The organism is Plantactinospora sp. BC1 (genome assembly GCF_003030345.1).
GTDB lineage: Bacteria > Actinomycetota > Actinomycetes > Mycobacteriales > Micromonosporaceae > Plantactinospora.
In genome coordinates this window covers 3,952,101-3,976,448 of sequence record NZ_CP028158.1, presented here as the reverse complement: position 1 = coordinate 3,976,448, position 24,348 = coordinate 3,952,101, and the positions used below count along the sequence as shown (strand labels likewise).

General features: G+C 72.3%; 21 protein-coding genes, 1 tRNA gene and 1 pseudogene. 12 read left to right on the top strand and 11 right to left on the bottom strand.

The genetic code is table 11. The annotated features are described in order from the left end of the window. Positions 1-43: 43 nt before the first annotated feature. The 6 genes and pseudogenes from C6361_RS17265 to C6361_RS17245 form a co-directional block, all read right to left on the bottom strand. Complete coding sequence (locus tag C6361_RS17265) at positions 44-1,414, bottom strand: ABC transporter permease (protein WP_199853377.1); 1,371 nt, start codon at positions 1,412-1,414, stop codon at positions 44-46. A gap of 185 nt (positions 1,415-1,599) precedes the next feature. Next, positions 1,600-2,082: a hypothetical protein gene (locus C6361_RS37640; RefSeq protein WP_199853376.1), complete on the bottom strand. Its 483-nt coding sequence runs from the start codon at positions 2,080-2,082 to the stop codon at positions 1,600-1,602. Between the two features lie 20 nt (positions 2,083-2,102). Continuing rightward, positions 2,103-2,582, bottom strand: a pseudogene (locus C6361_RS17260) (ABC transporter ATP-binding protein); the annotation flags it as partial. Between the two features lie 95 nt (positions 2,583-2,677). Further along, positions 2,678-3,484, bottom strand: coding sequence for a WecB/TagA/CpsF family glycosyltransferase (locus C6361_RS17255; protein ID WP_107263176.1), 807 nt, complete (start codon positions 3,482-3,484; stop codon positions 2,678-2,680). Further along, the gene (locus C6361_RS17250) at positions 3,481-4,566 is read right to left on the bottom strand and encodes an NAD-dependent epimerase/dehydratase family protein (protein WP_107263175.1); all 1,086 of its coding nucleotides are present in this window, start codon (positions 4,564-4,566) and stop codon (positions 3,481-3,483) included. Before C6361_RS17250 ends, C6361_RS17255 begins: the two co-directional genes overlap by 4 nt. Positions 4,567-4,678: 112 nt before the next feature. After that, positions 4,679-4,761: transfer RNA gene (locus C6361_RS17245), tRNA-Leu, on the bottom strand. A gap of 277 nt (positions 4,762-5,038) precedes the next feature. Between C6361_RS17245 and C6361_RS17240 the strand changes: the two genes are divergently transcribed. The 7 genes from C6361_RS17240 (at position 5,039) to pknB (ending at position 13,972) form a co-directional block, all read left to right on the top strand. Then, positions 5,039-5,830 (top strand): DUF3662 and FHA domain-containing protein, encoded by a 792-nt coding sequence (locus C6361_RS17240; RefSeq protein WP_101371703.1) that lies wholly within the window; start codon positions 5,039-5,041, stop codon positions 5,828-5,830. Positions 5,831-5,835: 5 nt separating this feature from the next. Beyond that, the gene (locus C6361_RS17235) at positions 5,836-6,318 is read left to right on the top strand and encodes an FHA domain-containing protein (RefSeq protein WP_107268343.1); all 483 of its coding nucleotides are present in this window, start codon (positions 5,836-5,838) and stop codon (positions 6,316-6,318) included. Beyond that, positions 6,315-7,733, top strand: coding sequence for a PP2C family serine/threonine-protein phosphatase (locus tag C6361_RS17230; RefSeq protein WP_107268342.1), 1,419 nt, complete (start codon positions 6,315-6,317; stop codon positions 7,731-7,733). The genes C6361_RS17235 and C6361_RS17230 overlap by 4 nt, the downstream gene beginning before the upstream one ends. Positions 7,734-7,878: 145 nt before the next feature. After that, positions 7,879-9,270: an FtsW/RodA/SpoVE family cell cycle protein gene (locus C6361_RS17225; RefSeq protein WP_107271003.1), complete on the top strand. Its 1,392-nt coding sequence runs from the start codon at positions 7,879-7,881 to the stop codon at positions 9,268-9,270. After that, positions 9,267-10,772 carry a penicillin-binding protein 2 gene (locus C6361_RS17220; protein ID WP_107268341.1) on the top strand — a complete coding sequence of 502 codons (1,506 nt, stop codon included), beginning with the start codon at positions 9,267-9,269 and terminating at the stop codon, positions 10,770-10,772. Before C6361_RS17225 ends, C6361_RS17220 begins: the two co-directional genes overlap by 4 nt. A gap of 1 nt (position 10,773) precedes the next feature. Beyond that, entirely contained in the window at positions 10,774-12,135 is a 1,362-nt protein-coding gene (locus C6361_RS17215; protein WP_107263170.1) for a serine/threonine-protein kinase, read from the top strand. A 19-nt stretch (positions 12,136-12,154) separates the two neighbouring features. After that, positions 12,155-13,972 carry a Stk1 family PASTA domain-containing Ser/Thr kinase gene (gene pknB / locus C6361_RS17210; protein WP_107268340.1) on the top strand — a complete coding sequence of 606 codons (1,818 nt, stop codon included), beginning with the start codon at positions 12,155-12,157 and terminating at the stop codon, positions 13,970-13,972. Between the two features lie 175 nt (positions 13,973-14,147). On the opposite strand, the gene C6361_RS17205 is transcribed toward pknB, so the two are convergent. The 4 genes from C6361_RS17205 to C6361_RS17190 all read right to left on the bottom strand — a co-directional run bounded on the left by C6361_RS17205 (position 14,148) and on the right by C6361_RS17190 (position 17,809). Next, positions 14,148-14,798: an aminodeoxychorismate/anthranilate synthase component II gene (locus tag C6361_RS17205; RefSeq protein WP_107268339.1), complete on the bottom strand. Its 651-nt coding sequence runs from the start codon at positions 14,796-14,798 to the stop codon at positions 14,148-14,150. A gap of 5 nt (positions 14,799-14,803) precedes the next feature. Then, the gene (locus C6361_RS17200) at positions 14,804-15,106 is read right to left on the bottom strand and encodes a hypothetical protein (RefSeq protein ID WP_107263167.1); all 303 of its coding nucleotides are present in this window, start codon (positions 15,104-15,106) and stop codon (positions 14,804-14,806) included. A 7-nt stretch (positions 15,107-15,113) separates the two neighbouring features. Further along, the gene (locus C6361_RS38210) at positions 15,114-16,928 is read right to left on the bottom strand and encodes a class E sortase (RefSeq protein ID WP_369931435.1); all 1,815 of its coding nucleotides are present in this window, start codon (positions 16,926-16,928) and stop codon (positions 15,114-15,116) included. A gap of 71 nt (positions 16,929-16,999) precedes the next feature. Beyond that, positions 17,000-17,809: a DUF881 domain-containing protein gene (locus C6361_RS17190; RefSeq protein ID WP_107263166.1), complete on the bottom strand. Its 810-nt coding sequence runs from the start codon at positions 17,807-17,809 to the stop codon at positions 17,000-17,002. 225 nt (positions 17,810-18,034) lie between these two features. Here C6361_RS17190 and C6361_RS17185 point away from each other — a divergent pair, with 225 nt between their 5' ends. From C6361_RS17185 to C6361_RS17170, 4 genes are all read left to right on the top strand, one after another. Then, the gene (locus C6361_RS17185) at positions 18,035-18,298 is read left to right on the top strand and encodes a cell division protein CrgA (RefSeq protein ID WP_101368904.1); all 264 of its coding nucleotides are present in this window, start codon (positions 18,035-18,037) and stop codon (positions 18,296-18,298) included. Positions 18,299-18,517: 219 nt separating this feature from the next. Then, the gene (locus tag C6361_RS17180) at positions 18,518-20,677 is read left to right on the top strand and encodes a (Fe-S)-binding protein (protein ID WP_107268338.1); all 2,160 of its coding nucleotides are present in this window, start codon (positions 18,518-18,520) and stop codon (positions 20,675-20,677) included. Between the two features lie 109 nt (positions 20,678-20,786). Next, positions 20,787-22,028: a sensor histidine kinase gene (locus tag C6361_RS17175; RefSeq protein ID WP_234359539.1), complete on the top strand. Its 1,242-nt coding sequence runs from the start codon at positions 20,787-20,789 to the stop codon at positions 22,026-22,028. Continuing rightward, entirely contained in the window at positions 22,019-22,663 is a 645-nt protein-coding gene (locus C6361_RS17170; protein ID WP_107268337.1) for a response regulator transcription factor, read from the top strand. The genes C6361_RS17175 and C6361_RS17170 overlap by 10 nt, the downstream gene beginning before the upstream one ends. 45 nt (positions 22,664-22,708) lie before the next feature. Here the strand turns inward: C6361_RS17170 and C6361_RS17165 are convergent, their stop codons facing one another. Continuing rightward, positions 22,709-23,386: a DedA family protein gene (locus tag C6361_RS17165; protein ID WP_107268336.1), complete on the bottom strand. Its 678-nt coding sequence runs from the start codon at positions 23,384-23,386 to the stop codon at positions 22,709-22,711. 203 nt (positions 23,387-23,589) lie between these two features. Between C6361_RS17165 and C6361_RS17160 the strand changes: the two genes are divergently transcribed. Continuing rightward, entirely contained in the window at positions 23,590-24,327 is a 738-nt protein-coding gene (locus C6361_RS17160; RefSeq protein WP_107268335.1) for a hypothetical protein, read from the top strand. Positions 24,328-24,348 lie beyond the last annotated feature (21 nt).

Below are 24,348 nucleotides of genomic sequence, written 5' to 3'. Positions count from 1 at the left end.
AGCATAGGAAAGCGCTATCCCGAGCAACAGGGGGCCACCACACCTACTCCCGCATCCCCGCGAGCTGGGCGGCCGGGGTACGCAGCGCCAGCGCCGTCGGCACCAGGCTGGCCAGTACCGCGGCGAGCAGGCAGCCCGCCGCGATCAGCGCGATCGGCGTCCACGGCACGCTGATCTGCGGCTGCGCCACCAGCTCGGCCAACCGGGCCCGCAGCCCCGCCAGCATCGCGGCGGCCACCAGCCCGGCCAGCGCCGTGCCGGCCAGCCCGACCAGCACCGCCTCCAGGCCGACCATCCGCAGCACCTGCCCGGGAGTCGCCCCGGTCAACCGCAGCACCGCCAGCTCCCGGCGCCGGTCGTTGGTCGCCATCACCAGCGTGTTCGCGACCGCGATGCCGGTGTAGAGCAGCGCCATCCCGAGCACCGCCAGCAGGGCCACCCGGTTCTGCTCGTACTGCACCGCGTCCCCCGCCACCAGGTGCTCGGCGGTCGGCAGCACCCGCCCACCGCCGGCAACGGCCGCCGCGTCGAGCGCCGCCGGGTCACCGCCGTCCAGATAGACGACGTCGGCACCACCGGGCTGGTGCGCCCGACCCAGCTCCCAGGGAAGCAGCAGGGTCCGGTCCAGGTCGAGCGAGTCGTCGAGTACGGCCACCACCCGCAGCCGCACCTTCGTCGTGTCGGCGAGCCACATCTGGACCCGCTCACCGACCCGCCAGCCCATCGACCGGCTCACCGCCACCGTGTCGGTACCGGTCAACCCGTCGAGCGAACCGGCCACCACCGGCAGCCGCAGCACCCGGTCCAGCCCCGCACCGACGTACCGGGCCGAGTACTCCTCCGGGTAGTCGTCGCTGCGCACGTACACCTCGGTCTGCCGGCTCGGCACGGCGGCGCGCACCCCGGCGACCCGGCCGAGCGCCGCGACCGTCGGCTCGGCCAACCCCACCGGACCGCTCGCGGTCGCCACCGCGCTCGCGGTGACCCGCTCCCGGGCGGCGCTCTGCTCCGCCTGCCAGAGCGTCGCGGTCAGCGGCAGCGTGGTGGCCGCGATGCCGACGGTGACCAGGATCGGCGCGGCGGTGGCGGAGGTGCGGCGCAGCGCGCTCAGCGCGCTCGCCCGAGCGATCGCACCGGTCTGCCCGCGCAGCGGAGCACCGAGCAGCGGCACCAGCACCCGGATCAGCACCGGCGCGAGCAGCCCGGCGGCGACCAGGGCAAGCTGGGCGACCAGCATCACCATGGCCAGGCCGTCCGAGACCCCGATCTCCGGCAGCGCGGCGAGCAGCAGCACGGCGCCGCCGAGGAAGAGCAGTCCGAAGAGCCACCGTCCCCAGCCCATCACCCGGGTGTCGACCGACGCCTCGCGCAGCGCCTCGACCGGGCGTACCCGGGCCGCCCGCCGGGCCGCCACCCCGGCACCGAGCAGGGCGACCAGGCAGGGCGAACTCGCGCCGACGCTGGGCGACCGCGAACGAGAAGGTACCCGCGACCACGAAGACCGAGACGAAGGTGGCCACCCCGGCGGTGGTACCCAGCAACGACGCCGCGAGGGCCAGCGCGTCGTCGTCCGGATCCGGCTCGGCCGCCCGCCGGTAGTCACCGGTGAGGACCCGGAACCGGGCGCGGCGGCGAGGTGGAGACCAGCTCACCGTCCACGGTGGGCGGCTCACCCACCAGTGCGCCGTACCCGCCCAGTGCCGAGGCGGACCAGGGGCGGACGATCCCGGGCGTACCGGCCAGGTCGACCGGGACCTGACGGTCGGGTACCGCCACCGCGACCCCCGGCACGGTGCCCAGCCGGGCCGCCAACTCCGCCGGTACCGGCCGGGAATGCCGGGTGTCCGTGGTCGAGGTGTACCGCTCGTCGCCGGTACCCGTGCTGACGCTGACCGAATCCGCTCCGGCCACCACCACGTCGGCGTTCCGGTACCACCGGCTGGCCCGGTCCGTCCCGCCGACGCTGGACGCCAGGGCCAGCCCGGTGGTGGCGAGCAGGCAGACGCCGAGACAGAGCGCGACGAAGGTACCCACGAACGCGGTCCAGCGGCTCCGGAACGTCTGGCCGGCGAGCGTCAGCACGGCGCGACCCGGCCCGCCCGGGGCCGGGTGATCAGCGCACGGGCGATCGCCACCCGCTGCTGCTGTCCCCCGGAGAGCTGGGCCGGCCGGTGCCCGGACCGTCCGGCCAGCCCCACCGCGGCGAGTGCGGCCCGGACGTCGCCCCGGTGCGGCCGACGCCCGGCCAGCCGCAGCGGCAGTGCCACGTTCTGCTCGGCGGTGAGCGCGGGCAGCAGGTTGAAGGACTGGAAGACGAAGCCGATGGTGTCCCGGCGCAGCAGTGTCAGCCGGGTCTCGGAGAGCCCGCCCAGGTCGACGTCGCCGATCGTGACGCTGCCGGCGGTCGGCCGGTCCAGGCCGGCCGCGCACCGCAACAGCGTGCTCTTGCCGGAACCCGACGGACCCATCACCGCCGTGAAGGTGCCGCTGGCGAAGCCCAGGGTCACCCGGTCCAGCGCGGTCACCGCGCCTTCGCCCGAACCGTACCCTCTGCTGACCTCCGCCAGCCGCACCGCGTCCATGGCAGCGAGTCAATCGGACCGGGCACCCCGAAACACTCCCGGCGGCCGGCCTTTCCCGGGTAGGGGCCCGCCCTACCCGGCCGGGTACGGGCCGGTCAGACCGCGAAGGTGGCGGGGCGGTCGTTCGCCGGAGCCGGCGGGGTGGCCTTCCAGATGCCGAGCCGCTGCGCGGTCAGCCGGGCCACGTACGCCGGGTTGAGCACCATGTACCGGTGGAAGAGGCGCTTCGGCTCCAGCCCGAACCGCCACAGCCACTCCAGGCCCACCCGCTGCATCCACGGTGGAGGCTTGCGGAGCAGACCGGCGTGGTAGTCGAAGGCCGCCCCGACCGCCATCAGCGGCATGTCGAGCAGCGGCCGCATCGCGTACGCGAAGACCTCCTGCCGGGGGCAGCCGAGCCCGACCAGCACGAGCCGGGCCCCGGAGGCACGGATCCGGTCGGCGATCTCGGCGTCCTCGCCCGGTCGGGCCGGCCGGAACTTCGACGACTCCACCCCGGCGATCTTCAGCGCCGGGAACATCCGCTCCAGCTCCGGGATCAGCCGGGCCAGGGTGGCGTCGGTGGAACCGTAGAGATAGACCGGCATCCCCTCGTCGGCGAACCTGGCCAGCACGCTCAGCGTCAGGTCGGGGCCGTAGACCCGTTCGGCCAGGGCGGCGCGGTGCAGCAGGTTGAGCGCCCACCGCACGGGCTGCCCGTCCGGGGTGACCACGTCGAAGGCGTTGAGCCGGGCGTTGTGCGCCGGGTCGAGCACCCCGGTCATCACGCCGTGCACGGCCAGCGCGGTCAGCGCCATCGGCCGGCGTTCCCGCCCGGCGGCCACCACCTGCTCGGTCGCGGCCTCGTAGTCGACCGCGTCGACCAGTACGCCGAGCACGTTCCGCTTACCCCGCGAGATCACGCCTTCTCCCCGCCCTGCGGTATCCACTTGTCGACGTTGGCGGCGTAGATCTCCTGGAGGATCATCGGCACGTCGTAGATCTGCTTCCAGTGCGGGTAGTCGCGCTGGAAGGCGGCGTTCGAGCCGATCCACCACTGGTGGTCGCCGACCCGGTTCGCCTCGTGGTATTCGGTGACCATCTCCTGCCCGGTGATCTGCTCGGCCAGCGCGAACGCCTCCAGGTGCGAGCAGTTCGAGTGCCGCCCGCCACCGAGGTTGTAGACCGCCGCCGAGCGGGGCTCCCGGAAGAACGCCTCGAAGGCGGCGACCACGTCGTGGCTGTGGATCGCGTCCCGGACCATCTTGCCCTTGTACCCGAAGATCTTGTATGTCCGGCGCTCCATGTTGCAGCGCATCACGTAGCCGAGGTAGCCGTGCAGCTCGGTGGCGGAGTGCGCCGGGCCGGTCAGCGTGCCGCCCCGGAAGCAGGCGGTCTTCATGCCGAAGTAGCGGCCGTACTCCTGCACCATCACGTCGGCGGCGACCTTGGAGGCACCGAAGACCGAGTGCAGCGAGCCGTCGATCGACATGTCCTCCTTGATGCCGTCGAAGTACGGGTGGTCGGCCGCGAGCTCCCAGCGGGTCTCCTGCTCGATCAGCGGGAGACTGTTCGGCCGGTCGCCGTAGACCTTGTTGGTGGAGCAGTGGATGACCGGCGCGTCGATGCAGTGCTCGCGGACGTTCTGCAGGACGTTGAGCGTGCCGCCCGCGTTCACGTCGAAGTCGGTGAACGGGTCGCGCAGGGCCCAGTCGTGCGAGGGCTGCGCGGCGGTGTGGATCACCACGCCGATGTCCCGGCCGTACCGCCGGAAGATCCCCGCCAGCGCGTCCCGGTCGCGGATGTCGACGTCGTGGTGGGTGTACGCGTCACCGAGGTCACTGGTGAGCCGCAGCACGTTCCACGCGGTGGAGGCCTCGGCACCGAAGAAGCGCCGCCGCATGTCGTTGTCGATTCCGACCACGTCCAGGCCGAGCCCGGCGAAGTGCCGGACCGCCTCCGAGCCGATCAGGCCGCCGGATCCGGTCACCAACGCGACTGTCACACGCACTCCTGGTCTGCCCTCGGGTCGGAAAACCACCGGAGCATAGCGCGATGGCGCCTTTGCCCCGATATGAACGAGGGGCCCCGTGTCACCACGGAGCCCCTCGAAGCGGTGGGGAAGGGGGGAGTTGAACCCCCACGCCCTTTCGGGCACACGGACCTGAACCGTGCGCGTCTGCCATTCCGCCACTTCCCCTTGCGAGGCGTGACCCGCGTCGCCCCGTGCCCTCCCGACGAAAGGCCCGGGACAACCCGACTCATCCCCCGAGCGCGCCACAGGACAATAACAATCATGTCCGGAGCCCACTCTTCGGCATGTGCCGGGACATACTACGCTGTCCCTACTGCCGCTGCGGGCGTTACCGCTCGCAGCGGATGGAAGAGTAGCACGACTATCCCCGGCCACTGAGGAGAGGCCGGATGCAGGCGGCCGAGCGGCGTGCGAGCCGCACGTGCGGCGGCCGGATACCATCATGTCCTCGGAACCCGAGGAGGAGCCGGTGAGCGTGCTGCAACGCTTTGAGAAGCGTCTGGAGGGCCTGGTCGAGGGGGCCTTCGCAAAGGTGTTCAAAGGGGTCGTGCACCCCGTCGAGATCCTCAACGCGATGCAGCGGGAGGCAGAGGCGCACAAGGCGATCCTCGCCGGTGGGCGCACTCTGGTACCCAACCGCTACGTGATCGATCTCTCACCGTACGACCACAGTCGGCTGGCGCCGTACGCCGCCGCGCTGGCCCAGGAGCTGGCCCAGTCGCAGGCGGAGTTCATCGGCGAGCAGGCGTGGACGGTCTACGGCGACGTCATCGTCGAGATCGAGCGCGGGGACGGCCTCGACACGGGGATGTTCCGGGTCACCGCCGAGGTCTACACCGGTGGCGACGTGGCGCCGGTGCACTCCTCGCCATACGACCAGCAGCCCGGCGGCTACCCGCCGTACGACCAGGGTGGCGGCTACGGCCCGCCGCCGGGGCACGGCGCGGGCGGTCGCAACATCCGGCTGGTCTCCGGCGACGGCCGCACCTACCCGTTGCAGATGGGCTCGACCGTGATCGGCCGGGGCGACCAGGCGAACCTGCGGCTGCCGGACGTCGGCATCTCCCGCCGGCACGCCCGGCTCGACTTCGACGGCGCCCAGGTGGTGCTGACCGACCTCGGGTCGACCAACGGCACCATGGTCAACGGGCAGCGGGTCTCCGCCGTGGCGCTCAACCCGGGCGACATGATCCAGCTCGGCACCACCACCCTGACCTTCCGCGTGGACGGCTAACCACCTTGCCCCCATTTGTCATCACCGTTGCCCGGATCGGCTTCATCGTCCTGCTGTGGATCTTCGTCTTCACGGTGGTCGGGGTGATCCGTCGGGACCTCTTCGCAGGCGCGAGGTCGAGTCGCCTCGTCGCCGCGCCGCGCGGGGTGGGGGCCGCGCTGGGACAGAACAAACCGGCGAAGGTCAAACGGGGCCGGGCGGCGCACCAGTTGGTCGTCACCGGGGGCCAACTCGCCGGCACACGGATCACGCTCGGCGAAGCACAGATCACCATCGGCCGGGCGGAGGATTCGACGCTGGTGATCACCGACGACTACGCCTCGGCCCGGCACGCCCGGCTCGTGCCCCGGTCCGGGAAGTGGTTCGTCGAAGATCTCGGCTCGACTAACGGGACCTACCTCGATCGCGCTAAGGTCACCGGACCTACCCCCGTCCCCCTCGGCGTGCCGATCCGGATCGGCCGCACTTCTCTCGAATTACGGCCATGACTCTGACCCTGCGTTACGCGGCGCACAGCGACCGCGGGCTGATCCGAGACGGCAACCAGGATTCCGTCTATGCCGGGCCGCGGCTTCTCGCCGTGGCCGACGGCATGGGCGGGATGGCCGCCGGTGACGTCGCCAGCAACATCGTCATCGGTGCCATGGCCCCGCTCGACGAGGACGTCCCGGGTGACGCCCTCGTCGACGCGCTGCGATCGGCCGTGGACACCGCCAACCAACAGTTGCGCGACACGGTGGACGCCAATCCGCATCTCGAGGGGATGGGCACCACGCTCACCGCCCTGCTCTTCTCGGGCAGCAAGATCGGCATGGTGCACATCGGTGACTCCCGCGCCTACCTGCTCCGCGACGGCGAGTTCGCCCAGATCACCAAGGACGACACGTACGTCCAGATGCTGGTCGACGAGGGCCGGATCAGCCTGGAGGAGGCGAGCAGCCACCCGCAGCGGTCGCTGCTCACCCGGGCGCTGGACGGCCGCGACATCGACCCCGAATACTCCGTACGTCAGGTGCGCACCGGCGACCGCTACCTGATCTGTAGCGACGGTCTCTCCGGCGTGGTGAGCGCGGAGACCATCGGGGAGACGCTGCGCAACGTCAAGGATCCCCAGGCGTGCGTCGAGCGGCTGGTGCAGCTCGCACTCCGCGGCGGCGGCCCGGACAACATCACCGTGATCATCGCGGACGCCAGCGACCAGGACATCCTGGAGGCGGCCCCGATCGTCGGCGGCGCGGCCTCCCGGGACCGGGGCATGGCGACCTCGGCCGACGACTCGACACCGGCCGCCCGGGCCTCGGCGCTCTCCCCGCCGCGTCCGGCCAGTCCGGAGCCGGCCGAGCCCGAGTCCTCCGCCGACGACGAGTCCGAGCGGCCCCGCCGGCACCCGCTGCGCACCGCCGTACTCGTGGTGGCGCTGCTCGGGGTGGTCGGCGCCGGGCTCTGGTTCGGCTGGGACTACACCCAGCGGCAGTACTACGTCGGCGCGACCGACGACGGCCAGCTCGCGGTCTTCCAGGGCATTCCGGGCCGGATCGCCGGGCTCGAACTGTCGAACGTGCACGCGACCAGCCCGACGAAGCTGGACGACCTGACCGACGCCGCCCAGGAGCAGGTGAAGCAGGGCATCCAGGCCGACGACGAGCCGGACGCGGAACGCCGGCTCGCGGAGCTGACGAACGAGGATCCCGGCAACCCCAACCTGAAGCCGCTCTGCCAGCCGAGCGCCACGGCCGGCCCCACCCCCACGCCGAGCGCCACCCCGGCGACCCCGACCACACCCACTCCTACCCCCGGCCAGACCGTGCGGGCGACCGCCACTCCGGCGGACACGCCCGACGCGCCACCGTCCGACCCGATCCCGCCGGTCACCGACCCTGCGGGATGCCGGTCGATCGAGTGAGCGTCAGCTCCGACGATCCGAGGGAACTCACGTGACCGCCCCGCCTGGATCGGCATCGACGCCCGCACCCACGGGCGAGTTGCCACGTGTCCGAGTCGCCGCCAGGTCCAGGCGGAACGCCGAGTTGGCGCTGCTGCTGCTCGCCATGGTCGTCGTGGCGGCGTACGCGGCGACGGCCGAGGCGAACCTGCTCGACACGGTGACCTTCGACTTCTGGGTACCGATCGCCTCGATCACCGCCGTCTTCCTGGCGATCCACGTGGTGGTCCGGTTCCTGGCGCCGTACGCCGATCCGGTACTCGTGCCGGCGGTCGCCCTGGTCAACGGCCTCGGCGTCGCCTTCCTGCGCCGGCTGGACCTGGCCAGGGCCACCCCGGACGAGCGGGCCGACCTCACCATGTTCTCCGGCACCGGCGGACGGCAGCTCGCCTGGACGCTGCTCTCGGTGGCGCTCGCCGCCGGACTGCTGGTGCTGATCCGGGACCACCGGGCGATCAGCCGGTACGCCTACACCCTGGTGCTGGCCGGCATCGTGCTGGTGATCACCCCGGCCCTGTTGCCCGCGAAGTACTCGCAGGTCAACCCGCAGTCGGACGCCAAGCTCTGGATCAGTTTCGGCGGGTTCACGATCCAGCCCGGCGAGTTCGCCAAGCTGGCCCTGCTGGTCTTCTTCGCCTACTACCTGGTCCGCAAGCGCGAGGTGCTCTCGCTGGCCAGCCGGCGCTTCCTCGGCATCGACTTCCCGCGCGGCCGGGACCTCGGTCCGGTCATCGTGGTCTGGCTGATCAGCCTCGCGGTGCTGGTCTTCCAGAAGGACCTCGGCACCTCGCTGCTCTACTTCGGCATGTTCGTGGTCACCCTCTACATCGCCACCGAACGGGTCAGCTGGCTGATCATCGGTCTGCTGCTCTTCTTCGGCGGTGCCGTGCTCGCCTGGTATCTCGGCAGCACCGTCGGGGGCCCGTTCGCCAGCTTCTACACCCGGGTCGACATCTGGCTCGACCCGTACGGCGACCCGTACGGCAGCGGTTGGCAGACCCTGCAAGGGCTGCTCGGCCTGGGTACCGGTGGGCTCTTCGGCACCGGCCCCGGCGCCGGGCAGCCGACCGAGATTCCCGAGGTGCACACGGACTTCGTCTTCGCCGGCCTGGGCGAGGAGATCGGCCTCTTCGGGCTCTCCGCCCTGCTGGTGGTCTACCTGCTGATCATCGAGCGGGGGCTGCGGGCCGCGCTGGCCGTGCGTGACTCGTTCGGCAAGCTGCTCGCCGGCGGTCTCTCCTTCACGGTCTGCCTCCAGCTCTTCGTGATCATCGGTGGCGTCAGCGGCCTGATCCCGCTCACCGGCCAGACCACGCCGTTCCTCTCCGCCGGTGGCTCGTCGCTGATGGCGAACTGGCTGCTGGTCGCCGCCCTGCTCCGGATCTCCGACGCCGCGCGCCGGCCGGCTGACACCGCGTCACCGGCCCGGCCGAGCGGGGTTCCCGCCGGTCCACCGGCACAGTTGCACGGCGCCACGACGGAGGTGATCAGACCGTGAACGCACCCCTGCGCAAGGTGGGCGTCGTCGTGATGGTCCTGTTCGGCCTGCTCTTCGTCAACCTCAACTACGTACAGGCGTACAAGGCCGACGAATATCGCAACAGCGACTACAACGGCCGGGTCCAGGTCGCCGAGTACGAGCGCAAGCGCGGAATCATCGAGGCCGGCGGTACGCCCCTGGCGACCAGCAAGGAGACCGGCGGCAAGCTGAACTTCCTCCGCACCTACCCGAAGGGCGAGGTGTACGCGCACGCGCTCGGCTACAAGCCGGTCAACCTGGCCGACACCGGCATCGAGAAGAGCGAGAACGAGTTCCTCGCCGGCACCAGCGACCAGCTCTTCGGGGACCGGGTGCGGGACCTCTTCACCGGCAACCAGACCGCCGGCGGGAACATCCTGCTCACCCTCTCGCCCCGGGCGCAGGAGACCGCCTACCGCGAGCTGACCAACAACCGCAACGACGTGACCAAGGGCGCGGCCGTGGCGCTCGACCCCACCACCGGGGCGATCCAGGCGCTCGTCTCGATGCCGAGCTTCGATCCGAACCCGCTGGTCGACCACGACACCAAGAAGGCCGAGGCCGCGTACAACCAGCTCGACGCGGCCAAGGACGGGCCGCTGAAGAACCGGGCGCTCTCCGAGACCTTCCCGCCGGGCTCCACCTTCAAGGTGATCACCGCGGCGGCGGCGCTGGAGAACGGGTACGACCCCGGCACCCGGATTCCGGCCGGCCCGAGCTATCTGGCGCCGACCGCCGGGGCGCCGATCCGCAACGCGTCGCCGGGCATCTGCCCGGAGGCCCAGGTCACGCTGACCCAGGCGTTGACCGAGTCCTGCAACACCGGCTTCGCCCAGCTCGGGGTCAAGCTCGGCGCCGCCAAGCTCAAGGACGAGGCCCGGCAGTTCGGCTTCGAGGACGACGAGCTGAGCGTCGGCCGGCTGAACGGTTCGGGCCAGAAGGCGGCGGCCAGCCGTACCGGCGAGATGGCCACCCCGGACGGCAACGACGACCCACCGCAGGTGGCGCAGTCCTCGATCGGGCAGAACAACGTCCGGATGACCCCACTCCAGGGCGCGATGATCGCGGCGACCGTCGCCAACGACGGTCGGCAGATGCGGCCCTACCTGGTGCAGCAGCAGCTCGGCCCGGACCGCACCACCGACTACTACACCGCGGTCCCCAAGGAGCTGCGCGAGCCAATCAGCGCCGACGTGGCCAGCCAGCTCGAAGAGATGATGGTCAGCGTGGTGCAGAACGGCACCGGCACCAACGCGCGGATCAACGGCTACCGGGTCGGCGGCAAGACCGGAACCGCCGAGAACGGCGGAGACAACGCCGACCACGGCTGGTTCATCGGGTTCGCGATCAACAGCGCCGGCAAGCCGGTCTCGGCGGTCTGCGTCTTCCTGGAGAACGCCGGCTCGGGCGGCAGCGGCGAGGCGGCGCGGATCAGCCAGCAGATCATGCGGGCGGTCATCCAGGACCGGGGAGGCCGCTGACATGCTGAAGCCCGGAGTGCTGCTTGGTAACCGGTACCGCCTCGACGAGCGGATCGCCGGTGGCGGCATGGGCGACGTGTGGCGGGGCACCGACGAGGTGCTCGGCCGTACGGTGGCGGTCAAGATCCTGCTGCCGGCGCTGCTGGACGAGCCGGGCTTCGCCGAGCGGTTCCGGGGCGAGGCCCGGACGATGGCCACCATCAACCACCCCGGGGTGGTGGACGTCTACGACTACGGCAGTGACCAGCAGATCGCCTTCCTGGTCATGGAGTACGTCGAGGGCGACGCGCTCTCCCGGACGCTGAGCCGGGTCGGCCGGCTCACCCCGGCCCGCACCATGGCACTCGTCGCGCAGGCCGCCGACGCGTTGCAGGCCGCGCACGACAAGGGCATCGTGCACCGGGACGTGAAGCCGGGCAACCTGCTGGTCCGGCCGAACGGCACGCTGGTGCTGACCGACTTCGGCATCGCCCGCTCGGCCCTGGTCGGCCAGCTCACCGCCGCCGGTTCGGTACTCGGCACCGCGTCGTACATCTCGCCGGAGCAGGCCGCCGGCGAGGTCGCCACCGCCTGCTCCGACGTGTACGCGCTCGGCGTGGTCGCGTACCAGTGCCTCGCCGGCCGGCGGCCGTTCGAGGGCAACAGTGCGATCGAGATCGCCATGAAGCACGTCCGGGACACTCCCCGGCAGCTTCCCGGCGACATCCCACCGGCGATCCGGGCGATCGTCGAGCGGTCGATGGCGAAGGACCCGAAGGCCCGCTGGCAGAGCGCGGCCGAGCTGGCCGCGGTGTCCCGGCAGGCCGCCGCCACGATCGGGATGGCCAACCAGCCCGGCCGGCCGGTCGGATCGCTGCCGGTGCCGCCGCAGCGTCCCGCGCCGCCGCCGGCCGCGCCGGTGATGCCGCCCCGGCCGACCTCGGTGCCGCCCGCGCCCCGGGTGCCACCCGCCGCCGCGCGGGTGGCGCCGCACTCGCCGGCCGTCGCGCCGGTGGCCCGCCCGCCGGCCGGTACGGCGCCGGTCGGGCCCGCCGGCTACAACCGCGGCGCGGCCCCGGTGCCGCAGCCGGTCCGGCCTCGCCCGGAGGCCGCATACTCGTATCCGGGGCGTCCGGCCGTACCGCCGCCGTCGCCCGGGAACCGCTCCTTGCTGATCGCGCTCTTCGTTGTGCTGGGCCTGTTGGTACTGATCTGCTCGGGCGTGGTTGCCTTCAACTGGAAAGAGAACCAGAACAACAGCGGCATGTCAGCGCCCCAGACGGCGATATCGGAATTCCGGCCGGAAGCCGGACGCGACGCACCGCCCGGTGCGCCGTACCGTCAGGTGGAACGGACCGGATACCCCGGCGGGGTGACCAGATGAGCGAAGGACGACAGACGAGATGACGGCGCAGGCCCGCCTGCTGGGTGGCAGGTACCAGGTCGGCGAGCTGCTCGGTTACGGCGGCATGGCCGAGGTGCACCGCGGGCGCGACCTCCGGCTCGGCCGCGATGTCGCGATCAAGATGCTTCGTACCGATCTGGCCCGTGACGACACCTTCCAGATGCGTTTCCGGCGGGAGGCGCAGAACGCCGCCTCGCTGAACCACCCCGCGATCGTCGCCGTCTACGACACCGGCGAGGAGATCGCGCCCACCGGCGAGACCCTGCCGTTCATCGTGATGGAGTTCGTCAACGGCCGGACGCTCAAGGAGGTGCTCGCCGCCGAGGGACGGCTGATGCCCCGTCGGGCCCTGGAGATCACCGCCGACGTCTGCGCCGCGCTGGAGTTCAGCCACCGGCACGGGATCATCCACCGGGACATCAAGCCCGGCAACGTGATGATGACCCAGACCGGCCAGGTCAAGGTGATGGACTTCGGCATCGCCCGGGCGCTGGCCAGCGGCGCCACCACGATGACGCAGACCAGCGCGGTGATCGGTACGGCTCAGTACCTCTCCCCCGAGCAGGCCCGGGGCGAGGCGGTGGACGCCCGGTCGGACGTCTACGCCGCCGGTTGCGTCCTCTTCGAGCTGCTCTGCGGCCATCCGCCGTTCGTCGGTGACAGCCCGGTCAGCGTCGCCTACCAGCATGTCCGGGAAGATCCGCCGTCGCCGAGCGACCTCAACCCGGACGTCACCCCGCCGATCGACGCGATCGTGCTCAAGGCGCTGTCGAAGAACCCGCTCAACCGCTACCAGAGCGCGGCCGAGATGCGTGCCGACCTGCTCCGTGCGGCGGCCGGCCGGCCGGTGATGGCCACCCCGGTGCTGCGCGAGGACGAGACGATGGCGATGTCGCACACCGCCACCACCCGGCAGATCCAGGCCGGCGGAGGCCGGCCGATGCCGCCGGCCCGGGTCGGTGACGCGCGGCGCCGCAAGGCCTCCGCCTGGGTGATCGCCACGCTGAGCGGCCTCGGGGTGCTCGCGGTGATCGCCCTGGTCGCCGCGCTGATGCTCAACAACGACCAGGACCCGGGCGCCACGGCCAGCGTCGAGGTGCCGAACGTGGTCGGCAGCACCGAGGCGGCGGCCCGGAACGCCCTCGAACAGGCGGAGCTGACCGCCAAGGTCGGCGACCCGGACACCAGCGACGAGTGCAAGGTGGGACAGGTCACCTCGCAGAGTCAGCCGCCGACCACCAAGGTCGATGCGGGTACCGAGATCGAGATCCGGGTCTGCACCGGCCCCGGCACCGTCACCGTCCCGGCCGGCCTGGTCGGCGGCACCTTCGAGTCCGCCGAGATCCGGCTCAAGGAGCAGGGCCTGACGGTCAAGCGCACCGACGTGAACAGCGAGAGGAACAAGGGCACCGTCACCGAGGTCGACCCGGCCGAGGGCAGGAAGGTCGCCAAGGGCAGCACGGTGACCGTCTCGGTCTCCCGGGGCAACGTCGTCGAGGTGCCGAGGGTCCTCGGGTTCCAGGAGGACGAGGCGCGGGAGCGGCTGGACAGGGCCGGCTTCGACGTGAGGGTCGTCGACGGTGAGCCGGTGCCGCCGGCCGAGGCCGGCGAGGTGACCCGGCAGAACCCGTCCGCCGGGGAGAAGAAGCCGACCGGTACGACCGTGACGATCACCGTCAGCGTGGCGCAGGAGGACGAACCGACTCCCCCCACCCCCACTCCCACGCCCACCGGGCCGGGCGACGGCGGCGGCGGTGGCGGTGGCGGACTGTTCCCACCGGTGAACCCGCCGGTCACCCGACCCGAATCACGGTGATCGCGGCGGCGCGGCGAGGCTGACCTCGCCGCGCCCGCACCACCCTCCGGCGGAGTCGCCCGGGGTCGTCGGCGACCACGCGCCGGGCCGGCCAGCCTGAGACCGTGACGCCCAGTTCCAGGGCCGCACGCCCGGGCTCGGACCGTGACGCCCCTTCTCGGGGCGTCACGTCGGCTCAGACCGTGACGAAGGCGGCCCGACGTCGGGCGTCGACCTCGGCGGCCAGCGCGGGAGCCCGGTCCAGTGCCGCCGGCAGGCCGCAGCCGGCGAGCCAGTTCGCGAGCATCAGGTGACCGCCCTCGGTCAACACCGACTCGGGGTGGAACTGCACCCCCTCGACCGGCAGCTCGCGGTGCCGCATCGCCATCACCACGCCCGACTCGGTCCAGCCGGTGACCTCGATCTCCGCCGGCAGGGTCTCCGGGGGTACGGCGAGCGAGTGGTAGCGGGTCGCGGTGAACGGGTCCGGCAGCCCGGCCAGTACGCCCACACCCCGGTGCCGGACCTCGGACGTCTTGCCGTGCAGCAGCTCGGGTGCCCGTTCGACCGTCCCGCCGAAGGCGGCGCCGATGGCCTGGTGACCGAGGCAGACACCGAGGATCGGCAGCCGGCCGGCGTACTCGCGGATCACGTCGAGGCAGACGCCGGCCCGGTCCGGAGTGCCGGGGCCGGGCGAGAGCAACACTCCGGCCACGTCCAGCCGGCCCACCTCGGCGAGGTCGATCTCGTCGTTGCGGCGTACCTCGCAGTCGGCACCGAGCTGGCCGAGGTACTGCACGAGGTTGAAGACGAACGAGTCGTAGTTGTCGATCACGAGGACGCGCATCGGGCCTACCTGGTGGGGCTCGGGGGCGGAGTGTTGTTCCGGGTGGTGTCGTACGGCAGCTCGTGCTCGTCACCGGAGGGTTCGCCGCCGACGCCCGGATCCTCGCCCTCGACCCCGGGCTCATCGGCCGGCCCCCCGGGGACTCCGTTGTCCTGGGTCACCTGGACGTCGTCGAACGGCAGCAGCGGCTCGGCCCACGGGAAGACGACGTACCAGAGCAGGGCGAGCAGGCTCGCGACGATCAGCAGCGAGCCGATCAGTTTGCCCGGTACCCCGAACGGCAGCTTGCGCCAGATCCACGCGTACATGGCGGGGTCAGCCGTCCAACTCGGGCGGGCGGGGCGAGCCGACCGTCTTCGGCTCGGTACGGATCAGCTCGGCGTGCACGATCAACCGCTGGTAGTTGTCGAACTTCGGGTTGCAGGTGGTCAGGGTCAGCATCGCCTTCTTCGGCTTCGCACCGGGCTTGCCGGGGACCGGGGCGACCACCTCGACCTGGGACGGCCTGACTATCCGGGTCTCCGACACGTGGTAGACGAACCAGGCTTCCTTGGACTCCACGACGATCGAGTCGCCGTCGTCGAGTTCGTCGAGCCGCCAGAAGGTGGCCCGGTTCCGGTGGCCGGCGACCGAGAAGTTGCCGACCTGTCCGGGCAGGGCGCTGGTCGGGTAGTGGCCGGGGGCGTACCGGATGTCCTTCTGGGTGACGCCCTCGACCACGACCCAGTGCTTGTCCAGCTTGGGGATGTAGAGCCCGGCGATCGGCTTGCCCTGCACCGGCTTGGCCGGCTTCGGGGTGGCGGTGGGGGTCGGGCCGACCGTCGGGTCGGGCTCGTCCCACTGCTGTGCCAGTTGCTGGCCGAGGTCGTCCTGGTGTGCGTTGACGATGGTGGACTTGCCCCAGACCTCGTACGCCGCGAAGAGCAGGACGACCAGGCCGAAGGTGATCAGCACCTCGCCGGTGGCCCGGATGCCGGTCCGGATCCGGGAGCCGAGCGACGGCCGGGTCAGCTCGGAGTAGACGCTCTTGTAGCCCTCGCCGGTCTGTTCCGGGCGGAGTTGGACGACCCGCTCGCCGCGCCGGGGGCGCTGGTCGGCGTCCGCTGCGCCGTCCGGGTCGGCTGAGCCGCCCGCGTCGTCGCTGGCCGGCGGGGGTGGGATCGCGCCGATCAGCGCGGTCGCCTCGATGTCGTCCTGGCGGGGCACTGCGGCGGGCCGGACCTGCGGCAGCGCGGTGGTGGCCTCGGCGGCGGCGGTGCGGTGCGGCGGTACGGGCGTGCCGGCGGCCCGCTGCGACATCGGCGGGATCGGCGCGGTGGTCTCGGGGTCCGCCGGGGGGACGGTCGGGATGAGCGCGGTCGGGCTGTCGACGCGACCCGCCCCGTTGGCCCGACGGCCGAGGTCGTCCGGGGACGGCTGCCGGTGGCCGGGCTCGGCGGGTTGCCAGCGATCGGATTCGGCGGTGGCCGGGGTCGGCTCCCAGGCGCCCGGTCGGACGGCGGGCGCCGGTTCCCGCCGCTCCGGGACGCTCTCCGGAGCCGGCGACCAGGGTTCGGGCTCGGCGGACGCGACGGGTCGGCCGGCCGGTGGCGCCAGCTCCCGGCGCTCCGACGGCGGACCGGCGACCCGGAACTCGGGCTCGGCCGGCTGGTACGACTGCCGGAACTCCGGCTCAGCCGGCTGGTACGGCTGCCGGAACTCCGGCTCAACCGGCGAGTAGGGCTGCCGGAACTCGGGTTCGACCGGCTGGTGCGGCTGGCGGAACTCCGGCTCGACCGGCTGGTGCGGCTGGCGGAACTCCGGCTCGGCCGGCTGGTAGGGCTGCCGGAACTCGGAGTCGGCCGGCGGGTAGGGCTGCGGTCGGTAGCCGTCGGCCGGGCCGCGACGGTCCCCGGACCGACCGTGCTCTCCCGGACGGGGTTCCGGTGCGGGCGGGCCGACGGTGTCGTGTGCGGCCGGCGGAGGCGGCTCGGGTGTGCGCGGTCCCCGGCCCGGCGGCGCCGGCACGACGTGGTCGACCGTGATCCGGGGGCGGCGGCCGACCGGCTCCGCCGGCTCCGGGCGGGCCGACCGCGGTGCCCGGTCGGCCGCCGGTGGCTCGTCGTCCTCCGGCAGTCGCGGGATGAACATCGTCGGGTCGTCGCCGTCCGGGGCGCGGTGCCGACCGTTGCGGGCGGAGTTCGGGTCGCCGGCCACCGGAGTCACCCCGGAACCTTGGCCGACCGGAGTCCGCCGGGACCGTCGTACGCGGGAACCGTCACGCTGGGCTCCACTGTCTCGCGGTATCCGAGGTGGTAGTGGGTGACCGCGTCCCTGAACAACCGGACCCCCTCGGACGCGGCGAGCGCTCGCTGTAGTGCGGCGGGATTGCCGATGGCGGTGATCTTGAACGGTGGTGAGTACACCCGGCCGTGCAGGAGCAGGGTGTTCCCCACGCAGCGTACCGCGCTGGTGGAGAGGACCCGGACACCCATGATGGTCATCGCCTCGGCGCCGCCGGCCCAGAGCGCGTTGACCACGGCCTGTACGTCGCCCTGGTGCACCACGAGATCGTCGTTGCTGACGTCGGCCGGCAGCTTGCCGTCGCCCTGCTGTGGTGCGTCGTCGAGTTCGACCGTGACGCCGGGGCCGGCCAACGCGGTGAACCCGGCCGCCTCCCGGCTGCCGGTGGCCCGGTCCCGCTGGGCCGCCACCCGGCCGTCGGAGCCGCCGAGCGCCTCGGCCTGGCTCTCCACCTCGTCGCGGAGTGCGGCGGCCCGTTCCTGCCCGGAGGCGACCTGGTCGCGGCGGTCCTCGATGAGCTGGGCGAGTTCGGGGCGGCGGTCCTCGCGCAGCGAGGTGCCCCCGGCGGTGGTCGCCGTGGTGGTGAAGAGCAGTCCGGCGGCGAGCGCGATCAGGGGTACGCCCACGGACCACCCGGGGCGGCGCTCGGCCGACCGCCGGGGCAGCAGCCCCACGGCGGCGCGGCGGAGTACCTTCCGCCAGGAGGCGACGCCGGAGGTGTACTCCATCGAGCCTTCTCCCTCACGATCATACCGATCTGGTAATTATGTCCTAATCGCGGGAATTACCGAGGCGATCCGGGCGTTCAACCGTCCGTACCCAGATGCCCGGGTCCGTGGCCTGAACGGGTTCTCGCGACTACGCTAGCTGTCGAACATTATTGGCCATGGACCGTCGCCCTTGCGTCCGGTTGTCAGGCCGGACGAGGATCACCACCCCCTCAGGAGAGCGCCGTGCCCAAGTCTCAGGTACGTAAGAAGAAGGTGTACACCCCGCCGACGGACGTCCGTCCGACGTCCACCGCGGCGACCCGTAAGCCTAGCCCGGTGTGGCTGCCGGCCACGGCGGTCGGGTTGATCGTCTTCGGCATCGGCTGGCTGGTGGTCTTCTACCTGTCCGACATGGAATACCCCGTCGCCACCTGGCGGTACTGGAACCTCGCCATCGGCTTCGGCGCGATGGTCGGTTCGCTGGGCCTGCTCTCCCGCTGGCGCTGACTCCGGTCCGACATCCCACCCCGGCGGTCCCGCACCCCGGGGCGGCTGCCGGTGGCGAACGCCTCGCCGCCCATTTCGGCCCTGCTGACTGTCGATGCGAGGATAGTCACGTTACCAACGAGTAACCTCGCCGCGTAGGCTTCGTGCATCGGCGCCGCCGGTCGACGGCCGGCCGGCGGCGGACGAGGTCAGACAGCAGGACGGGGAGGGCCAACAGGCATGGGCAGCGTCCAGATCGTCACCACGATCCTCGCCGCCGGCATCACCGCGGTCGCGGTGTGGCTGGCGACGCGCGCGGTGCTGCGGATGACCGCGGTGATCCGGCTCGGCCAGCCCGACCCGACGCGGTTCACCGACCGGGGTCTGCGGGCCAGGAACATGCTGGTCGAGACGCTCGGCCACACCCGGATGCTGCGCTGGAGCGTGGTGGGCGCCGCGCACTGGTTCGTGATGGTCGCCTTCCTCGTCCTCTCCCTGCTGGTGCTGGAGGCGTACTTCGAGGTGGTCACCCCGACCGGGGGACTGCCGCTGATCGGGCACTGGGTCGGCTACGGACTGGTCACCGAGCTGATCGGGATCCTCGGGGTGGTCGGGATCCTGGTGCTGATCGGCATCCGGCTGCGCAACCGGCCGAGCAACCCCGCCCGGCGCTCCCGGTTCACCGGCTCGACCATGTGGCAGGGCTACTTCGTCGAGGCCGTGGTGCTGGCCGTACTGGTCTGCGGGTTCCTGATCCGCGGCTTCAAGGTCGCCACCGACCATTTCGAGTTCCCGGCCTGGGCCACCCCGGTCAGCCACGCCGTCGGCGCGCTGCTGCCGGCCTGGGACGCGGGCACCAGCGTCACCGCCCTGGTGAAGATCGCGATCTCGATGACCTGGGTCATCGTGATCTCGCTGAACGTCACCATGGGCGTCGCCTGGCACCGGTTCGCCGCCTTCCCCAACATCTTCTTCAAGCGCGACCCCGGCCGGACCGGCTCCGGGCTCGGCGCGCTGCGCCCGATGACCAGCAACGGCAAGCCGCTCGACTTCGAGGAGGCCGACCCGGAGTCCGACCAGTTCGGGGTGGCCCAGGTCGAGCAGTTCAGCTGGAAGGGGCTGCTGGACTTCACCACCTGTACCGAGTGCGGGCGGTGCCAGTCGCAGTGTCCGGCCTGGAACACCGGCAAGCCGCTCTCGCCGAAGCTGCTGGTGCTGTCGCTGCGCGACCACGCGTACGCCAAGGCGCCGTACCTGCTCGCCGGTGGCGGCAAGGACCTGACCGGTGAAGAGAAGGCGACCGAGGCCCAGTTGGCGCACCTGGACGTGCTGGCGCTGGCCGAGGCGAACCGGCCGCTGATCGGCGGCGCCGAGGAGCTCGGGGTGGTCGACCCTGACGTCCTCTGGTCCTGCACCACCTGCGGCGCCTGCGTCGAGCAGTGCCCGGTCGACATCGAGCACGTCGACCACATCGTGGACATGCGCCGCTACCAGGTGCTGATCGAGTCGAGCTTCCCCTCCGAGGCCGGCGTGATGCTGCGCAACCTGGAGAACAAGGGCAACCCGTGGGGCGCCCCGCCGAACACCCGGGAGGACTGGACCAAGGGCCTCGACTTCGAGGTGCCCCGGGTCGGCGAGGTCGAGGACTTCGAGTACCTCTTCTGGGTCGGCTGTGCCGGTGCGTTCGAGGACCGGGCCAAGAAGACCACCCGGGCGGTGGCCACCCTGCTGCACGAGGCGGGGGTGAACTTCGCCATCCTCGGCGAGGGCGAGACCTGTAGCGGTGACCCGGCCCGGCGGATCGGCAACGAGTTCGTCTTCCAGATGCTCGCCCAGCAGAACGTCGAGACCCTCAACGAGGCCTTCGGCGACCGCGAGCCGGCGAAGCGCAAGATCGTCGCCACCTGCCCGCACTGCTTCAACACCCTCGGCAACGAGTACGGCGAACTCGGTGGCCAGTTCGAGGTCGTGCACCACACCCAGTTGCTGGCCCACCTGGTCGCCGAGGGACGGCTCACCCCGGTCCAGCCGGTCGACGGCGGGCTGACCTACCACGACCCGTGCTACCTGGGCCGGCACAACCGGGTCTTCACCCCGCCCCGTGAGGTGCTCGGCGCGGCGGCGGCCGACGGGATCACCGAGATGCCCCGCAACCAGGAACGTTCCTTCTGCTGCGGCGCCGGTGGTGCCCGGATGTGGATGGAGGAGCGGATCGGCAAGCGGATCAACGTCGACCGGGTCGAGGAGGCGATGTCGACCGGCGCGAAGACCGTCGCGGTCGGCTGCCCGTTCTGCTCGACGATGCTGAACGACGGGGTGAACGGCAAGGAGGCCGGCGACCAGGTCGAGGTGGTCGACGTCGCCACCGTGCTGCTCCGCTCGGTCAAGCCGGGCGCCTGACCACCCGCCCGGCCGGCCGACCGCCGGTCGGTGGTCCCGGGTCGGCCAGGTGGCTGCGGAGTTCCGCCGCCGGCAGGCTGTGGAAAACCACAACGGTAGCCTTCGACACGTGCCGCAGCAGGGGATCGGGACCACGGACGCGCTGCCGGGCGGGTCGGAGGAGACCGCCGGCCGGGTGCCGTCGTGGGACCGTCCGGAAAGCCGCCCGTCCTGGTGGTCGTTCCGTGCCTGGCTGCGGGTCGCCACCGGGGTGCTGCTCGGCGCCGTCACCGCGACGGTCAGCCTGGGGCACCTGGTCGGCACGCTGCTCGGCCACGCCGTGCCGGCCCGCTTTCCGCGACCCCGGCGGTGGCTGGGCGGGCTGGCCCGCCGGCTCGCCGAGTACGACCGGCGACGGGTCGAGCGGTACTTCGGCGACAGCCCCGCAGGTGTGATCACCGACGCCCGCGCGGTGGGCTACCTCGCCGCCCGGCTGCCGGTCGGGGTACTCGGCGGGATCGTGCTGGGGATGATGCTGTACGGCGCCGTCGTGGCCTGCGCCGTGGTGGTCGGCTGGGCGATCGGACGCCCGGTCGACGGGATCGAGGCCACCCCGCTGATCGTGGTGTACTTCGGCGTCTTCGCCCTGGTCCTGCTCTTCCTCGCCGTGCAGGGGGTGCTCGGCGTCGCGGCGCTGGACCGCCGGCTGGCCCGGCGGTTCCTCGGGCCGAACGGCCGGGAGGCGCTCGAACGCCGGATCACCGAGCTGGCCACCAGCCGGGCCGGGGTGGTGGCGGCGGTCGACGCGGAGCGGCGCCGGATCGAGCGGGACCTGCACGACGGCGTACAGCAGCGGCTGGTCGCGCTCGGCATGCTGGTCGGCCGGGCCCGCCGGGCCACCGACCCGGCCAGGGCGGCGGAGCTGCTGCGGCAGGCGCACGAGGAGTCCGGCCGGGTGATCGACGACCTCCGCGAGGTCGCCTGGCGGGTCTATCCGACCGCGCTGGACAACCTCGGGCTGGCCGACGCGCTGGCCCGGGTCGCCGAGCACGCCGGGCTGCCGGTCCGGATCGAGCACCGGCTGACCGCCCGGCCGGCGCGGGCGGTCGAGACGGCCGCCTACTTCGTGGTCTCGGAGGCGGTCACGAACGCCGCCAAGCACTCCCGGGCCAGCCGGGTCGACGTCGAGGTCGCGGTCCGGGACGACCGGCTGGTCGTGACGGTCGTCGACGACGGCGTCGGCGGGGCCGACCCGACCGGCGGCGGCCTCTCCGGGCTGGCCCGCCGGGTCGCCGCCCTCGACGGCCGCCTCCGGGTGGCGAGCCCGGTCGGCGGCCCCACCACCGTCGTCGCGGAGCTGCCATGCGGGTGATGTTGGCCGAGGACTCGACCCTGCTCCGGGAGGGGCTGGTCCGGCTGCTGGCCGAGGAGGGGCACCGGGTCGCCGCCGCCGTGGGGGACGCGACCGCCCTGGTCGCGGCCGTCACGGCCGATCCACCGGAGGCGGTGGTGGTCGACGTACGGATGCCGCCGACGCACACCGACGAGGGGCTGCGCGCCGCACTGGAGATCCGCCGCCGCTGGCCGGCCGTCGGGGTCCTGGTGCTCTCCCAGTACGTCGAGAAGCGTTACGCCGTGGAGCTGCTGACCAGCCAGAGCGGCGGGGTCGGCTACCTGCTGAAGGACCGGGTGGCCCAGGTCGGCGAGTTTCTCGACGCGCTGGCCCGGGTGGCTGACGGCGGGGCCGCCTTCGACCCCGAGGTGGTACGCCAACTGCTCGCCCGGACCAGCCACACCGACCCGCTGAGCCGGCTGACCGTACGGGAGCGGGCGGTGCTCGACCTGATGGCGCAGGGGCACACCAACGCCGCCATCGCCGCGCAGTTGCACGTCTCGCAGAGCGCCGTCGAGAAGCACGTGAACGCGATCTTCGACAAGCTCGACCTGGCGCACGTCACCGGCTACAGCCGGCGGGTGCTGGCGGTGCTCCGCTACCTGGGCGGCTGACCGGACCCGGGCCGCCGGGCGGGGACGACCCGGGCCGGGCGCCGGTCACATCCGGTGGCGGCTGCGCGGCCGGTCGCGCCGGGAGAGCCGGGAGAGCCGGGAGAGTACGAACCAGCCGACCGCGAGCGCCACGGCCACGATCACCACCTTCTGGAAGAGGCTGGCGTACTCCTCGACCAGGTGCCAGTTCTCGCCCAGCAGATAGCCGGCCAGCACGAAGGCGGTGTTCCAGATCAGGCTGCCGAGGGCGGTGCAGAGCAGGAAGGTGCCGAGGCGCATCCGTTCGATGCCGGCCGGGATGGAGATCAGGCTGCGGAAGATCGGGATCATCCGGCCGAAGAAGACCGTCTTGACCCCGTGCCGGACGAACCACGCCTCGGTACGGTCCACGTCGGCGAGCTTGACCAGCGGCAGCCGGGCGGCGATGGCCCGGGTACGTTCCCGGCCGAGCAGCGCGCCGACGTAGTAGAGCGCCAGCGCGCCGACCACCGAGCCGAGGGTGGTCCAGAAGATCGCCGACCAGAGGCTCATCTCGCCCCGGCTGGCGGCGAAGCCGGCGAGCGGCAGGATGATCTCGCTGGGCAGCGGCGGGAAGAGGTTCTCCAGCGCCACTGCCAGGCCCGCTCCGGGGGCGCCGAGCGTGTCCATCAGGTCGGTCGCCCACTCGGCGATCCCGCTCAGCGGGGTGGGTTCGGCGGCCATCGGAGCCGTATCATCGATCATGAATCCGACGCTAGCCGGTGCCACCTGTCCAAACCCTGTGGAGCGGCGCCCGATGATCCGCCGGGCCGCCACAGTCACGGACTGCGGTGAACCACATACGGCGTTCGTTCGTACCTGTCGATGTTGGACCGCCGCGCGGCGGTCTCCAACCAGGCGATGGTGGCCGACGACGGCCCCTCAGACCGCGAGGAGGCGGGCGCCGCGTGGCGGAAAGCGCACCACACCGGATGGCGGCGGAGTCGAGCGGACGGCACCGCAGGACCGGGTCGGCCGACCGGCGGGACCGGTCGGGCCGGCGGCTCCGGCTGATCTCCACCGTGGGGCTCGGAGTCGGGCTGCTGCTCCTCGCCATCCCGTTCGGGGCGGAGACGCTCCGCACGACGCTCTGGGGTGGCGGGACCGAGCCGGAGGTCGGGGTACCGGTGGCGGTGGCCGACCCGCCGGCACCGGGATCGCCGGTGGCCGAGCCGACCCCGGACGCCGCGCTGCCGACCGGTACCCCCGGCGCGACCCCGACGGCGACTCCCGGCCCGACCTCCCGGGCCGGCGGTGCTCCGGCGTCGCCCCCACCCGCACCGTCGACGCCGGCGCGGCCACCGCTTCAGGAAGCGGGAGCGGCGGTACCGACGCCGCCCCCGACCACCGCCCCGCCGTCCTCGCCGGCCGCACCGCCGCCACCCCCGCCGCCCGCCCAGCCCGTGCTGCTCGGTCCGGACGGCCGGGACGGGCTGGCCCGGATGATGGACCGCTACTGCGACGAGCACGTGGGCGGGGCGAGCTGGGCGGATACCCGTGGCGACGGCTGGGAGTGCGAGCGGCTGCTGCTGTCGTCCCGGACCATCGACATCGACCGGGCCTGCCGGGACACCTACGGCGACGGCGCGTTCGCGGAAAACCGGGAGGGCCGGGACCCGTTCGGCTGGCGCTGCTTCCGGCGCTGAGTCCCGGGGGCCGACCGCCCC

Coding starts and splice junctions, on each gene's coding strand:
- C6361_RS17230 (WP_107268342.1), top strand. CDS start 6,315: ATGACTCTGACCCTGCGTTACGCGGCGCACAGCGACCGCGGGCTGATC.
- C6361_RS17200 (WP_107263167.1), bottom strand. CDS start 15,106: ATGTACGCGTGGATCTGGCGCAAGCTGCCGTTCGGGGTACCGGGCAAA.
- C6361_RS17205 (WP_107268339.1), bottom strand. CDS start 14,798: ATGCGCGTCCTCGTGATCGACAACTACGACTCGTTCGTCTTCAACCTC.
- C6361_RS17190 (WP_107263166.1), bottom strand. CDS start 17,809: ATGGAGTACACCTCCGGCGTCGCCTCCTGGCGGAAGGTACTCCGCCGC.
- C6361_RS17180 (WP_107268338.1), top strand. CDS start 18,518: ATGGGCAGCGTCCAGATCGTCACCACGATCCTCGCCGCCGGCATCACC.
- C6361_RS17165 (WP_107268336.1), bottom strand. CDS start 23,386: ATGATCGATGATACGGCTCCGATGGCCGCCGAACCCACCCCGCTGAGC.
- C6361_RS17215 (WP_107263170.1), top strand. CDS start 10,774: ATGCTGAAGCCCGGAGTGCTGCTTGGTAACCGGTACCGCCTCGACGAG.
- C6361_RS38210 (WP_369931435.1), bottom strand. CDS start 16,928: ATGTTCATCCCGCGACTGCCGGAGGACGACGAGCCACCGGCGGCCGAC.
- C6361_RS17170 (WP_107268337.1), top strand. CDS start 22,019: ATGCGGGTGATGTTGGCCGAGGACTCGACCCTGCTCCGGGAGGGGCTG.
- pknB (WP_107268340.1), top strand. CDS start 12,155: ATGACGGCGCAGGCCCGCCTGCTGGGTGGCAGGTACCAGGTCGGCGAG.
- C6361_RS17240 (WP_101371703.1), top strand. CDS start 5,039: ATGTCCTCGGAACCCGAGGAGGAGCCGGTGAGCGTGCTGCAACGCTTT.
- C6361_RS17225 (WP_107271003.1), top strand. CDS start 7,879: ATGGTCGTCGTGGCGGCGTACGCGGCGACGGCCGAGGCGAACCTGCTC.